Here is a 13,859-nt window from a genome sequence, read left to right as displayed (position 1 = left end):
TCATTATATGAAGGCATTGTTCTTTTCATGTAATATTCGTCAGCTTGGTTTTCCGTACAAGTTAATGGATGAAAGGTCATAATTGGACTTTACGTAACGGCTATTTTAAAGATATACTGTATATATAGCTTTTTTTGAAAACGGGTTTCACAGAATGAAACACGAATATTATTCAAAAAGGAGAATGACGATGTCTAAACAAAATCATTATTCTGTTCGCTCAACGCTGGACGTAGGTGACAAATCGTTTGCTTACTACAGCCTAACTGGACTAGAAAAACAAGGCTTGGGTAACATTTCGAAGCTGCCTTTTTCCATCAAAGTATTACTTGAGGCTGCTATTCGCCAATATGACGGCCGCGCTATTACGGATGAGCATGTAAAGCAGCTTGCTACTTGGGCTGACGGTCGTGTAGATAAAGAAATTCCTTTCATTCCTGCACGTATCGTTTTGCAAGATTTCACCGGCGTACCCGTTGTTGTTGACTTAGCAGCAATGCGTGACACTGTGAAAAAAGCAGGCGGCGACCCTAAGAAAATCAATCCGCTTGTACCTGTTGACCTTGTAATTGACCACTCTATTATGGTTGATGCTTTCGGTACGCCAGAAGCGCTTGAATACAATACAAAAATTGAATTTGAACGCAATGAGGAGCGCTACCGTTTCCTTCGTTGGGCTCAAACGGCATTTGATAATTTCCGCGCAGTTCCACCAGGCACAGGTATCGTTCACCAAGTTAACCTTGAGTACTTGGCATCTGTTGCTGCAACAAAAACAATCGATGGCGAAACAGTCGTTTATCCTGATTCCCTAGTCGGTACAGATTCCCATACAACGATGATCAACGGTCTTGGCGTTGTAGGTTGGGGCGTAGGCGGTATTGAGGCAGAAGCAGGTATGCTTGGACAGCCGCTTTACTTCGTTATGCCTGAAGTTATTGGTATTAAATTAACAGGCAAGTTGGCAGAAGGCTCCACAGCGACTGACCTTGCGCTAACGGTTACGCAAATTTTGCGTAAAAAAGGCGTAGTTGGTAAATTCGTTGAGTTCTTCGGCCCAGGCCTGTCCAACATCAGTCTTGCTGACCGTGCAACGGTTGCCAATATGGCTCCTGAATACGGCGCAACAGTTGGTTTCTTCCCGGTTGATAACGAAACATTGAGCTTCCTTCGCCAAACTGGCCGTTCGGAAGATCTAATCGATCTTGTTGATGCTTATTACCATGCACAAGGCATGTTCCGTACAGATGATACGCCGGATCCTGCATTTACAGATATCGTTGAGCTTGACCTTTCATCAATCGTTCCTTCACTAGCAGGACCGAAGCGTCCTCAAGACCGTGTTGAGCTGACTGCAATGAAAGAATCCTTCAATGATATTATCCGCACGCCTATCGAAAAAGGCGGCTACGGTCTAAGCGACGATAAGATTGAGCAAGTCGTAACTGTTAAGCATAATGATGGCCAAGTGAGCAAAATGGGCACAGGCGCTGTTGTTATCGCGGCAATTACAAGCTGTACAAACACTTCCAACCCAAGCGTTATGGTCGGTGCCGGCCTTGTTGCTAAGAAAGCAGTAGCACTTGGACTTAAGAAGCCAGCCTATGTCAAAACATCCTTGACTCCGGGCTCGCTCGTCGTAACGGATTATTTGATTAATGCTAACCTAATGGAGCCGCTTGAAGCACTAGGCTTCAACGTTGCCGGCTATGGCTGTGCAACATGTATCGGTAACTCCGGTCCGCTTCCAGATGAAGTAAGCAAAGCAATCACAGACAATGATATGACCGTTTCTGCTGTGCTTTCCGGTAACCGTAACTTTGAAGGCCGCGTTCACGCGCAAGTCAAAGCGAACTACCTGGCATCGCCACCGCTAGTAGTTGCTTATGCGATTGCGGGAACAACAAACATTGATTTGACTAATGATCCAATTGGCTACACAGAAGACAACAAACCTGTGTACCTCAAAGATATTTGGCCAACATCGAAAGAAATCAACGATGCGATGTCAGCAGCACTTAATCCGCAAATGTTCCGCGACAAATACGAGAACGTATTTACGCAAAACGAACGTTGGAATGCTATCTCTGTTCCAAAAGGCGAAAGCTACGAGTGGGATACGAAATCGACTTATATCCAGAATCCTCCATTCTTCGAGAACCTGGGTCCTGATCTAACTGATATCACTGATATTCATTCGGCCAATGTACTTGCTTTGCTCGGCGATTCCGTTACAACGGATCATATTTCTCCTGCTGGTAACATTACAGTTAACAGCCCAGGCGGCAAATACTTGATCGAGAACGGCGTTGAACGCCAAGACTTCAACTCCTACGGCTCCCGCCGTGGTAACCATGAAGTCATGATGCGCGGTACATTCGCGAATATTCGTATTCGTAACCAAGTAGCTCCAGGCACAGAAGGCGGCGTAACGACTTACCTTCCAACCGAAGAAGTAATGTCGATTTACGATGCTTCCATGAAATATCAAAAATCCGGCAAAAACCTAGTTGTTCTAGCTGGTAAAGAATACGGTACAGGCAGCTCCCGTGACTGGGCAGCAAAAGGTACATTCCTGCTTGGCGTCAAAGCTGTAATTGCTGAAAGCTTCGAGCGGATTCACCGCTCCAATCTGGTTGGTATGGGCGTATTGCCGCTTCAATTCCCAGAAGGCCAAGGCTGGAAAACACTCGGCATTACAGGTCGCGAAACCTTCGACATTAACGGCTTGTCCAATGATGTTAAACCTGGTGACCAAGTTACCGTTACAGCTACTCGCGAAGACGGCACTACTTTTGACTTCCCAGCAATCGTACGTCTAGACTCAACGGTTGATGTGGACTACTATCGTAATGGCGGTATCCTTCAAACAGTGCTTCGTCAAATGATCGCTAACATGTAATAAGCAGCATTGCGCTGAGCAACACAAGAAAGCAGGCCTCGGGGATTTCCCCGAGGCCTGCTTTCTTTATATTCCTATTCCAACTGCTACACAATCATAATGCCCATTCGCTTAGCCGATTCCAGCAGTACAGGAGCATATTCGTTCATCGTCTTCATCGTCATCCTGCTGGCGGGCCCAGATACGGATAATGCAGCGGCGATTTTCCCAGTTCGATCAAAAATAGGTGCGGATAATGCAGCGGCTCCCGGCTCTCGCTCCTCAAAGCTTGTTGCATAGCCCTTCGCGCAAATATCCTCCAGCTGCCCTTTATATTGATCGAGATCGATGGAATAAAGCCATTCCGGATCGCCAAATATATTCTCCTGCACCATAAGATCGGAATAGGCAATGAGCACCTTGCTGGATGCTCCCGCGTAGAGCGGCAGCCTTACACCTACGGGTGCTACACGCCTAACCGGCTGATTGCTTTGAACGGCCTGAATCCGAATCCGCTCGGAGCCATCCCTTACATATATGCTAACCGTCTCCCCGAGTTGGTCACGCAGACGCTCCATCTCAGGCAGCCATATCGTTGCTTGATCATCCGTTCGCGATAAGTTGGCTGATAGCTCCCACACCTTAAGCCCCAAGTGGTAACGGTCTGTCGAGCGATCCCGCTCAATAAAGCCCTTATCCTCCAGTGTTGCCAGCATGCGGTGTACGGTGCTCTTATGCAGGCCGACATGTTCAGCTATTTCTGTCATCGCCAAGTCTGTTTTGGAAGTAAAGCAAAGCAATATATCAAGTGCTCGATCCACTGCTCGTACCGTCGATTTCCCATCCTCCATGCAGCCGCGCCTCCTTATCTAACGGTTTCATCCAATGAAACCTATTCTCATCTAGTATAACTCATTTAAGAGGCCACCGTAAAGAAAAGTTCCTTACATTACAAATATATTACAAGACGATAACAGTATCTCGACATCAATTGACAGGCTTATAGGACCGATCTAAGATAAAAGTACTATATGAGAACATTTATAATTTTCAGAATAATAGATTCATGTATACCGTTGCATGCAGAGGGAGGATAACGACATGAGTACAACAGCAATGACACCCTTGAATCTAGAGAGCGGAATACCGCAAAGCTTAAATCCCTTCCCTTTGGGAGATGCGAAGAGTCTCCTTCAAGCACGCAAAACCAAAAGCAGAAGTAAGCATTTGCTGGTAGCGTCTATCGCCTCCCTTACTGCTATGTGCTTATTGCTTGTCATTATTTTTCACGCATATGTTGCTTGGATGCTGGCCTACCCTTATGTTGCGCCTCTATCGTCCAATCCGAAAGCTGCTATAGGCCTTGATTATGAAGATGTTATTTTTCCTAGCAAAAGCGGAAATACGACGGTTAGCGGATGGTTCATACCCGCAAACACCGATTCGGATACAGGTACTGCTGCGTCTGCTGCATCGGTTCGCACTGTCGTTTTCAGCCATGGTTATGGAGCTAACCGGGAAGAGACCTGGGTGCCGATGTATGAGCTTTCCAAAATGCTGCACGGCTTGAATTATAATATACTGCTTTTTGACTACGGCTACGCCTCGAAGGAGTACAAAGCACCAGCCACTGGCGGCCTTGAGGAGTCGCAACAGCTGCTGGCAGCAGTTGATTATGCGAAATTCCGCGGCGCAGAGGATATCGTCGTCTGGGGCTTCTCCATGGGTGCCGGCACGGCACTGCAAGCGGCCCTTCAAACCGATGAGATAGATGCGATGATATTAGATAGTCTATTCATCCCAAGCCCTGAAGCACTTTTTGATAATTTGAATCAGTTTGTGTCTTTGCCGCGCTTCTCTCTGCCGTTAATTGAAACTTTAATTCCTCTATGGACAGGATCAAGCTTTGGCTCTATTCCTGCTAGTGAGGTTATAGCTAACACGTATAAGATACCGATGTACATTATTCATGGTACGAATGATGTGAAGGCGCCATTCCAGACAGCTGAAGCTATTGCGGCAGATCAAGGCAATATGTTGTCTCGCTCATGGATTGTGGAAGGCGGCCAGCATGAAATGCTGTTCCAGGTTCATCCTAGGGAATACATCCAACGAGCGGCTTTATTTCTAAGCCAGGTCGATCAACAGCTGCAAGCAGATCGAATATAAGTTAAAAGCACGACATATCCCCCTGATACAACGAATACATCTAGCATAGATGCAATTGTTGTCAATAAAGGAGGCGATAGTCGTGCTTTTTGTTTACGGATCGCTCATGCCCGTGAGAGTCATGGAATTAATTCGTCATTGGAAAATGCAAGAGAAGGAGCATACTGCGGTTATTTTGCAGTCAGCTCCTGAGCTTGATCGCCAATATGTCCAGCTGCTGCAATCATGGGAGCCCGTCTTTTCCCATACTGCGCATTATGCTACGCAGTGGCTGGATGAATGGCTTCCCTACCCTTCTCGTCTGCCCGCACATGTAGAGCAAACCGTTGAAGGACTCGTTGATGCTGCGCTGGAGCAGTCGCGAACGTATGTAGATCAGCTTTCTCAAATCATTGAACGAACAGCCTCCAATGAGGATGCTTCCAACGTTCGAATGGTCATCACCCACTCCATCCGTGAGTCGAACTATTATGTCGGTTTAATGAGTGCTTATCGCCAAGCGGCGAACAGTCCAGGCAATCATGAATATCGTTCTCAGCTTCAACAGGTACCAATAGGTGGTCATACATTGCCTCCGCTCCCTTATCCCTATAATGCTCTTGAGCCATATATAGATGAGCAGACGATGCGGATTCACCATGATATCCACCACCAATCCTATGTAGACGGCTTAAATAAAGCCGAGACGCAGCTTCAGATCGCTCGAAATACCGGCAACTTCGACTTAGTCAAACATTGGGAGCGAGAACTCGCATTTAACGGTGCCGGACATTATTTGCATACGATATTTTGGAGCAATATGTCGCCCTATGGCGGCGGCGAACCTACTGGAAACATAGCTGTACAAATCATCAATGACTTTGGAAGCTATGATGCTTTCAAAAAGCAATTCAGCGAAGCAGCAGCAAAAGTCGAGGGCGGCGGCTGGGCCATTCTCGTATGGAGTCCGCGCAGCAGAAGACTTGAAATTCTAACCGCAGAAAAACATCAAAATTTATCACAATGGGATGTCGTTCCTTTACTCACGCTTGATGTATGGGAGCATGCCTATTATTTAAAGCATCAAAACAAGCGCCCCGAGTACATCAAAGACTGGTGGAATGTCGTTAACTGGCCCTATGTGGAAGATCGTTTCGAGGAAGCGCGCCGACTGGTTTGGGCTCCTTATTGATCATAGTCGTGCCGCAGAAATAACAAGTGATACTTTTAAAAAACAAAAAACCGCCGAGATGACATCCCGGCGGATTTATTTACGAATATACCTATTGCTTCAAAAGGGTTAGAAACTCGGAGCGAAGTGCTGGATTGCTGCGGAATTCACCGCGTACAGCCGATGTAACCGTCTTGCTGCCCGATTTCTTCACGCCGCGCGCGCACATGCACAGATGCTCGCCTTCTACGACGACCATTACGCCATGCGGCTGCAGTTCCTCATCCATAATATCGGCGATTTGCGATGTAATACGCTCTTGCACTTGCAAGCGGCGGGTAATTGCCTCCACAAGACGCGCAAACTTGCTTAGACCAGCAATTTTGCCGCTTGGAAGATAACCGATATGCACTTTCCCGAAGAAGGGTGCCGTATGATGCTCGCATTGGCTGTAGTAGACGATATCTTTGACAATGACGAGCTCTTCATGCTTCTCATCGAACGTTACCCCAAGCACATCACGGGGGTTAACCTCATAGCCAGCATAAATTTCCTCATACATGCGAGTAACGCGAGCAGGCGTTTCCAGCAGCCCCTCACGCTCTACGTCCTCACCAATCAGCTTGAGTATTTCTTTAACATGATATTCGATTTGTTCCCTATTCTTCGTTACATTCGAATTGACATAATCTTTCAATCCTGCCATTTCAGAACCCTCCTTCCAACTTCCCTTATCCTTGCCTTATCTGCGAGGCATTTTTTGATTCTTCATCATGTGCTGAGCTTTTTGCATTTGATTTTTGTTTAAGTTATAGCCCATTTGCTTAGCCATCTTCTGAATCATTTCAGGATCATTCTGCATCTTCTCAAGCTGCTTGCGCAGATAGAATACACCGATAAAGAAGCCACCGACAGCTCCTGCTAGCAATGTTATAATAGGCACTACAATGTTGACCCAGTTCATAAATCCACCTTACCCTTTCCTATCTCCTGCTAATATAATGTTCCCATGATAGCATGTTCGACCCGTGTTCGCAATGAACAGGATTCGGCTTTTTTTGCATCCATTTTGAAAATGCGATACGACGTTCTTACTTGGTTTTCTCAAGGTCAAGAAGGGCTGTCTTAATCGGCAGTCCGCCTCCGTAACCAACCAACTGACCATTTGCTCCAATGACTCGGTGGCAAGGCACAATGATCGATATCGGATTGCGATTATTAGCTCCCCCAACTGCACGCATAGCGCCAGGCTGACCGAGTACAACCGCAATATCCTTGTAGCTCCATGTCTCCCCATAAGGAATTTGCTGCAAGGCACCCCAAACCTTCTGTTGAAAAGGAGTGCCGAACAGCTGGGTAGCAAGCTCGAATTTCTGCAATTTTCCTTCAAAGTAAAGCTTCAGCTGCCTTGATGCTTCCTTCAGCTCGGGATGGGAGGAGGCAGCAACAAGTTTTATATCCGGATTGTACAAACCCATATAGCGCTTAGCCCATACCTTCAGCTTTGCTTCTATATTCGAATAGAGATCGAAATCCAGATGGCAAATGGCTTGATCCGTCACCGTCAATGTAATGGTTCCGATTGGTGAATCGATCTCTGCCGCATATAACTGTTCAGTCACTGATTTTCCCCGCTTCCATCTTTTCCTGCAATTCCGCCTTGCTGCTGTTGATTTGCTCAATCGCATTGGCAATGGCCGTCAGCGCTTCCTCATCTGTTTCCTTACACGAAGCAGTGAGCAAGGCTGCTTCTGCTTCCTCTCCGCCGATTCGTGCAAGTGACCATGCTGCAGTGCCGCGCAGTACTGGCCGCGTATCCTGTTCAAGCACACGAATCAGATCAGGAACCGCGCTTGCTTCTTTGAAGTTGCCAAGCGCGATAACCGCATTTCGTTGTATCGGCTTCTTGCCGCGCCACGCTGAAGAGGTTCGCCCATATCTAACTTGAAATTCCTTGTTGCCTATTGTCAGCAGAGGAATAAGCAATGGCTTGACCAGCTCTGTATCAGGCTGCAGCTCTGGCTGATGCGTCCAGTTCTTGCCTCGGTTAACCGGACAAACCGTCTGGCACGTATCACAGCCATACAATCGATTTCCGATTTTGCGCATGAACTCATCCGTCAACATTCCCTTCGTCTGCGTGACAAACGAAATGCAGCGGCTTGAATTAAGCTGGCCAGGGCCGACAAGCGCATCGGTTGGACATGCATCGATACATTTATTGCAGGTTCCGCAGCCATCCGTAATAGGCTCGTCCGGTGCAAAAGGCAAATTCGTGATCATTTCGCCCAGGTAAATCCAAGAACCAAGCTCCGGTGAAATGATAGAGCAGTTTTTGGCGCTCCAGCCAATGCCCGCTCTTTCTGCTACTGCACGATCTGACAGAGCCCCTGTATCCACCATGCTCTCGGAACGAAGCTCCGGTACACGCTCTCTCAGCCACGCTTCCAGCCTTGCGAGCCGATCACGCAATACACGGTGATAGTCTTCTCCCCAAGCTGACCGCGACATAATGCCTCTTCTTGCACCCGGCTCCGACTTAGGAGGGTCCTTAAGCTTGGATGGGTACGCAATGGCAATCGCAATGATGGACTGCGGATTATCGAACAGCAGTGATGGATTCGTCCGCTTCTCGATATCTGGCTCCTCAAAGCCCGATTCCCTTCCGAGTTCACGGTGCCTCAGCAAAATTTGCTTTAGCGATACGAACGGGTCAGCGGAGGCTACACCAATTTTGTCGATGCCTAGGCTGGGCGCAGCCGCCTGCATCTCTTCCTTCAATTTCGCCCAACGGTCCAGCATGGGCTATAACCGTTTAATCGCTTCACGAGCTAGCTCGTCACAACGATTGTTCCATTCATTATCGCTATGGCCCTTTACCTTCACATATTCAACCTTATGCTTATTCATAAGCTCCAAGAGCTCTTTCCATAGATCCTGATTCTCGACAGGGTCCTTCTTGCTGTTCTTCCAGCCGTTGCGCAGCCAGCCATTGATCCAGCCCTTCTGAAAGCAGTTCACAACATACGCCGAGTCGCTGTATACTTTCACATTGCATGGCTCTTTCAGCAGCTTCAAGCCTTCTATAACCGCTTTGATCTCCATCCGGTTATTCGTCGTATGCTTCTCGCCGCCGGAGATTTCCTTCTTATGCTGGCCAAAAAAAAGCACCGACCCCCAGCCGCCAGGACCCGGGTTGCCGGAGCATGCACCGTCCGTATATATCATTACGTCCTTCATCGTTCACCCTCCCAAAGGTTTCGTGTATGCGCTGCAAATCTTATCGTCATAAGCGTGTGCTTAAAGTTATTCATGTAATGAGCTAGATGGATACATCCAGTATAGCAGATTCAAAAGTGTGTTTCCGAGCGGCTGAATTGGAAATATCCGTTATCACCATTACTGCGTGCTAAAGTGCTCTTATTTCCTTAAATGGCCATAAAATAAAATCAGCTCTGCCGCGAATAAGCTCGTCCGAAACGGCATGAAATGACCTGCTGTCGAGACTTGCCCTCGCATGGCGATTGTCTCCCATGACGAAGTAATGCCCAGGCATGATCACTTCTGGTCCATAGCTCATATCTTCAATTAATGTATCTGTATAGCTTTCTTCTACCAGCTCACCGTTTCGATACAAACGTTGATCATAAACTTCAATTCGATCACCAGGCATGCCGACTATCCTTTTGACGAGAAATTTCTTATGTTTGGCAAGCGTGCCCGGCTCTCTTAGAATGACGACATCCCCAACCTTTGGCTTGCTTACTAAATACACGATTTTATTAACAAAAAGCCATTCATTCTCCGTTAACGTCGGTTCCATGGAATGGCCTTGAACTTTAGATAAATTGAATACATAGAAATGCAGCACAAGCACGACAGCCAAAGCAATTACCATCGTTTTTATCCAATCACCCAGCTCTTTGCGCCAGCTGCTCTCCGTTGATTCAATGCCAGGCTCGACATCCTTACCCCTATCGATCAAGCTCATTCGTCCACCTCGTCGAAGTGTTTCAGCCATTCCTCATAATAGTGGAGCACAGCATGGTCCTGAAAAGGAGCTTTGCCCTCATCAATCCTTCCAAGCAGCGCATCAAGTCCGTCCTGAACCTTGTCATCCACCATTTGGGAATAATGATAGGCTGCTTTATGAAGCTCGTATTCCTCTTGGTCTATGACGGACCATGCACCATCTACCGTGCGTATAACGTCCAAATCATAGTCTATATAGGTTAGCACGTCTCCTTGCAAATAAGGCGGCGATGCAAGATTGCAATAATAACGCACGCCCCCCTCTTCCATTAAGGCGACGACATTAAACCATTGGCCAGGTATAAAAAAGGAAACGGCCGGAACTCGGCTGATCCAAATTTTCCCGTCTGATTCCTGAATGGGAGTTTGGCTATTGATGAGCACTGTCATGGATTCCTCTTTATGCTCTGGAGCGAGCAGTTCGTTCGGAATGAGCCAATTTTGCTGCCAGGTGCGATGAATATGACCGTTATGCTTAAAGCTTTTGATGACACAATGCCGATATCTATCCATCCCGTTCACCTCAATAAAGCATATATTAATAAGAAAAGCATATCTCAACGCCAAAAGCAATGGCGATGCAGATATGCCCTGCGTACAACCTAACATGCAGTAAAGTTCGCGTTAACCGGCAACAATGGCTAGCTTCTGAAAAGATTTGAAGAAGTCGCTTGCAACGTACCCTAGCGATTCATACAGCGGCAGAACCGGCTCATTGTGCTCGTCCGCGGTAATTAGTATCTTTGTAACATGACGTTGCTCGAAGCGCAGGCGCAAGGCCTGAACAAGCGCTTTGCCAATCCCTTTCCGTTGATGGGAAGAAGATACAGCAATGCGATAATAATAACCTTTGTTATTATCAATCGTACCGATAATCATGCCAACAATCTCTGAATGTTCGACAGCGACTAATACTAAATCACTATCCCATGACAATTGGCGAGCAAAAGCTTCCATCGTTTTCTCGTAGCACTCTTCTGTAAGAACATCTTCAAGGAGTGCTGTAATAGGGCGGTAATCGGACAACTGGAAGGAACGAACATTCATTAAAATTACACCTTCTATACCATGTCATAGTCCTGCATTATGAATATATTACGACAAATTTTAACGAAATCCTGCTTGAATCTTTAATATTCCTTAAAAAAGTTGAATAAAACATCGATTATCTCTTGAAAGCGCTTAATATTAAGCGCTTTCAGTGTTTTAATCGCTTTTTGTGTAAAATCTATGCTTACTATTTAGTATTTTTGTATAATTTCTGGAACTCTGAGTTAACCTATTCTAGACTGTCGCAAATCGCTCGCTCCCCCGACTTTTGAAACAATAATGTTGATTTATTCGATTGGATAAGGGATAATAGAGTGGAATAAATACATATTAAACTTAGGAGGCTGTAAAAAATGGCACATCAACTACCTGCATTGCCGTACGCGCACAACGCACTTGAGCCGCATATCGATGCGACTACAATGGAAATTCACCACGGCCGTCACCATAATGCTTATGTGACTAACCTTAACGCTGCTCTGGAGTCTGCTCCAGAATTGCAAAACAAATCAATCGAGGATCTAATCTCCGACCTAGCTAGCGTTCCTGAGGCTATTCGCACTGCTGTTCGCAACAATGGCGGCGGACACGCTAACCACAGCTTGTTCTGGGAAACAATCGGACCAAACGCTGGCGGCGCACCAACCGGCGCTCTTGCAGCAGCAATTGACAGCGAGCTTGGCGGCTTTGAAGCTTTCAAAGCGGACTTCGCTAAAGCAGCAACAACTCGTTTCGGCAGCGGCTGGGCATTCCTAGCAGTTGCAAACGGAAAATTGAAAGTATACAGCTTGCCTAACCAAGACAGCCCAATCATGGAAGGCGAAACGCCAATCCTTGGTCTGGACGTTTGGGAGCATGCTTACTACCTGAACTACCAAAACAAACGCCCTGATTATATCGCAGCGTTCTGGAACGTAGTTAACTGGGATGAAGTTGGCAAACGTTACGAAGCAGCAATCAAATAATATTATTTACGTGCACAAAGAGGGTGTCCCAAAAGCCATAGGCTTTTGGGACACCCTCTTCTATTTATTTGGTCTACAAAAGTTAACGGACACAGGAGCCCTTATTGGCTGCAAAAACCACTTTTCGAGCTGCTTACGGACCTCAGAGCCCTTATTGGCTCAAAAATGGAGTTAGACTATTTAGTGGACACACCTTAAGGAACACCCTTTATAATAGACATATTAAAAAGGACGAGGTGTACTAATGGCACAAATGCGGGATAGCTATGACAAAGAGTTTAAACGCAACACGATCCAACATATGGAGTCAACAGGAAAGAGACTTATTGATGTTGCAAGAGAATTAGATATTCCTAAAAGTACCCTATCTCGCTGGATTAAGCAGTACGGGAGTGGGGCCGCCAAGGAACAGTCTCAGGTATTTGTTGACTACGAACGTCTGAAAAAACTTGAACAAGCAAACAAGGATCTTCAGGAAGAAAACGAAATCCTAAAAAAAGCGATGCACTTCTTCACAAAGGACCGGGACTGATTTATCCGTTTATTTATAAACACCGCTTGCGGTATCGAATCCAGAAGATGTGCAAGATTTTAGAAGTCTCAACAAGCGGATATTATAAATGGCTTAAGCATACGCCGAGTAAAAGCGAGCTGCTTCGGAAGAAGATTAAAAGGCGTATAAGACACTACTTCTTCTATTTTAAGCAGCGTGCAGGAAGTCGCCCGATTACAGCCGCTTTGAATGAGGATGGCATTAAAGTGTCCTCCAGAACGGTTGAACGCTATATGAAAGCTATGGGTTTAAAGTCGATTACATCCAAGAAATATAAGGCAACGACTAACTCGAAACACACAATGCCTGTACACGACAATGTACTCGACCGACAGTTTAAAGTACTTGCGCCAAACAAAGTCTGGGTAACCGATATAACGTATATTGCGACGAGTGAGGGCTGGTTATATTTGGCCAGCGTCATGGACCTGTTCTCTCGTCAAATCGTGGGATGGAGCATGGGTTCACGAATGACAAGGGAGCTGGTTCTAGACGCTCTTGATCATGCCTATAAACGTCGTAAGCCAGAGCCAGGTCTCATTCATCACTCCGATCGTGGGTCTCAATATGCCAGTGAAGATTACCAGGAACGATTACTGCAATACAAGATGATCGGCAGCATGAGTCGTAAAGGCAACTGTTACGATAATGCTTGCATTGAGTCATTTCATAGCACTTTAAAGAAAGAGCTTGTTTACCAAACGAAAGTTAGAACACGTAAACAAGCAATAATAGAACTAAATAACTACATTGAATTTGACTATAATCGTCTTCGTTTACATTCAACTTTGGGTTACAAAACAACCCATCGCTTTGAACAGATGTACTTTGCGAAAAAGTCGGCATAAATTCGAGGTAGTTCCTAAAATTTGTGTCCACTAGCTTGACGGCACATCAAAAATCCCAATTATGACCCGATCCAAGGAAAATAACGGCTCTCATGTCCGTAAACTTTGCTTTTACAGCTAATTCACTCATATAACGTACCTCATGTCCGTAACTGACCGTTCAATGATCCTATATGAGCCTATAGCCATCTCATAAATCGTCTATGAAAAA

The 13,859-nt window shown here is 46.2% G+C and carries 13 protein-coding genes and 1 pseudogene; 5 read left to right on the top strand and 9 right to left on the bottom strand.

Annotation, left to right across the window (positions count from 1 at the left end; all coding sequences use genetic code 11):
* Positions 1 to 190: 190 nt before the first annotated feature.
* On the top strand, positions 191 to 2,902 hold the full coding sequence (acnA, locus tag CEF13_RS03955; RefSeq protein ID WP_102709520.1) for an aconitate hydratase AcnA: 2,712 nt from the start codon (positions 191 to 193) through the stop codon (positions 2,900 to 2,902).
* An 86-nt stretch (positions 2,903 to 2,988) separates the two neighbouring features.
* Here acnA and CEF13_RS03950 read toward each other — a convergent pair whose 3' ends face one another.
* Complete coding sequence (locus CEF13_RS03950; RefSeq protein ID WP_102709519.1) at positions 2,989 to 3,732, bottom strand: IclR family transcriptional regulator; 744 nt, start codon at positions 3,730 to 3,732, stop codon at positions 2,989 to 2,991.
* Positions 3,733 to 3,982: 250 nt separating this feature from the next.
* On the opposite strand from CEF13_RS03950, the gene CEF13_RS03945 reads away from it, so the two are divergent.
* Both CEF13_RS03945 and CEF13_RS03940 read left to right on the top strand, forming a co-directional pair.
* Positions 3,983 to 5,050, top strand: a complete 1,068-nt coding sequence (locus tag CEF13_RS03945; protein ID WP_102709518.1) for an alpha/beta hydrolase — start codon at positions 3,983 to 3,985, stop codon at positions 5,048 to 5,050.
* A gap of 82 nt (positions 5,051 to 5,132) precedes the next feature.
* Positions 5,133 to 6,221, top strand: coding sequence for a Fe-Mn family superoxide dismutase (locus tag CEF13_RS03940; protein WP_102709517.1), 1,089 nt, complete (start codon positions 5,133 to 5,135; stop codon positions 6,219 to 6,221).
* A 91-nt stretch (positions 6,222 to 6,312) separates the two neighbouring features.
* Here the strand turns inward: CEF13_RS03940 and folE are convergent, their stop codons facing one another.
* The 8 genes from folE to CEF13_RS03900 all read right to left on the bottom strand — a co-directional run bounded on the left by folE (position 6,313) and on the right by CEF13_RS03900 (position 11,279).
* Positions 6,313 to 6,906 (bottom strand): GTP cyclohydrolase I FolE, encoded by a 594-nt coding sequence (folE, locus tag CEF13_RS03935; RefSeq protein WP_102709516.1) that lies wholly within the window; start codon positions 6,904 to 6,906, stop codon positions 6,313 to 6,315.
* Between the two features lie 36 nt (positions 6,907 to 6,942).
* Positions 6,943 to 7,164 carry a YneF family protein gene (locus CEF13_RS03930; RefSeq protein WP_102709515.1) on the bottom strand — a complete coding sequence of 74 codons (222 nt, stop codon included), beginning with the start codon at positions 7,162 to 7,164 and terminating at the stop codon, positions 6,943 to 6,945.
* A 127-nt stretch (positions 7,165 to 7,291) separates the two neighbouring features.
* Positions 7,292 to 7,822: a methylated-DNA--[protein]-cysteine S-methyltransferase gene (locus CEF13_RS29560; RefSeq protein WP_341806344.1), complete on the bottom strand. Its 531-nt coding sequence runs from the start codon at positions 7,820 to 7,822 to the stop codon at positions 7,292 to 7,294.
* Positions 7,815 to 9,002, bottom strand: a complete 1,188-nt coding sequence (gene queG, locus CEF13_RS03920; RefSeq protein WP_102709513.1) for a tRNA epoxyqueuosine(34) reductase QueG — start codon at positions 9,000 to 9,002, stop codon at positions 7,815 to 7,817. The genes CEF13_RS29560 and queG overlap by 8 nt, the downstream gene beginning before the upstream one ends.
* 3 nt (positions 9,003 to 9,005) lie before the next feature.
* Complete coding sequence (gene rnhA / locus CEF13_RS03915; RefSeq protein ID WP_102709512.1) at positions 9,006 to 9,440, bottom strand: ribonuclease HI; 435 nt, start codon at positions 9,438 to 9,440, stop codon at positions 9,006 to 9,008.
* A gap of 169 nt (positions 9,441 to 9,609) precedes the next feature.
* On the bottom strand, positions 9,610 to 10,191 hold the full coding sequence (gene lepB, locus CEF13_RS03910) for a signal peptidase I (RefSeq protein ID WP_102709511.1): 582 nt from the start codon (positions 10,189 to 10,191) through the stop codon (positions 9,610 to 9,612).
* Positions 10,188 to 10,745, bottom strand: a complete 558-nt coding sequence (locus tag CEF13_RS03905) for a DUF402 domain-containing protein (protein WP_102709510.1) — start codon at positions 10,743 to 10,745, stop codon at positions 10,188 to 10,190. Before CEF13_RS03905 ends, lepB begins: the two co-directional genes overlap by 4 nt.
* Positions 10,746 to 10,856: 111 nt before the next feature.
* Positions 10,857 to 11,279, bottom strand: a complete 423-nt coding sequence (locus tag CEF13_RS03900; RefSeq protein ID WP_102709509.1) for a GNAT family N-acetyltransferase — start codon at positions 11,277 to 11,279, stop codon at positions 10,857 to 10,859.
* A gap of 356 nt (positions 11,280 to 11,635) precedes the next feature.
* On the opposite strand from CEF13_RS03900, the gene CEF13_RS03895 reads away from it, so the two are divergent.
* A complete protein-coding gene (locus CEF13_RS03895) occupies positions 11,636 to 12,247 on the top strand; it encodes a superoxide dismutase (protein ID WP_102709508.1) in 612 nt (203 codons plus the stop codon).
* Between the two features lie 244 nt (positions 12,248 to 12,491).
* Positions 12,492 to 13,648: pseudogene (locus tag CEF13_RS03885) on the top strand (IS3 family transposase).
* The last annotated feature ends 211 nt before the right edge of the window (positions 13,649 to 13,859 follow it).

This window comes from Paenibacillus castaneae, assembly GCF_002884445.1.
In the GTDB taxonomy this organism is placed as follows: Bacteria; Bacillota; Bacilli; order Paenibacillales; family Paenibacillaceae; genus Pristimantibacillus; species Pristimantibacillus castaneae.
This window is presented reverse-complemented; position numbering and strand designations above follow the sequence as displayed.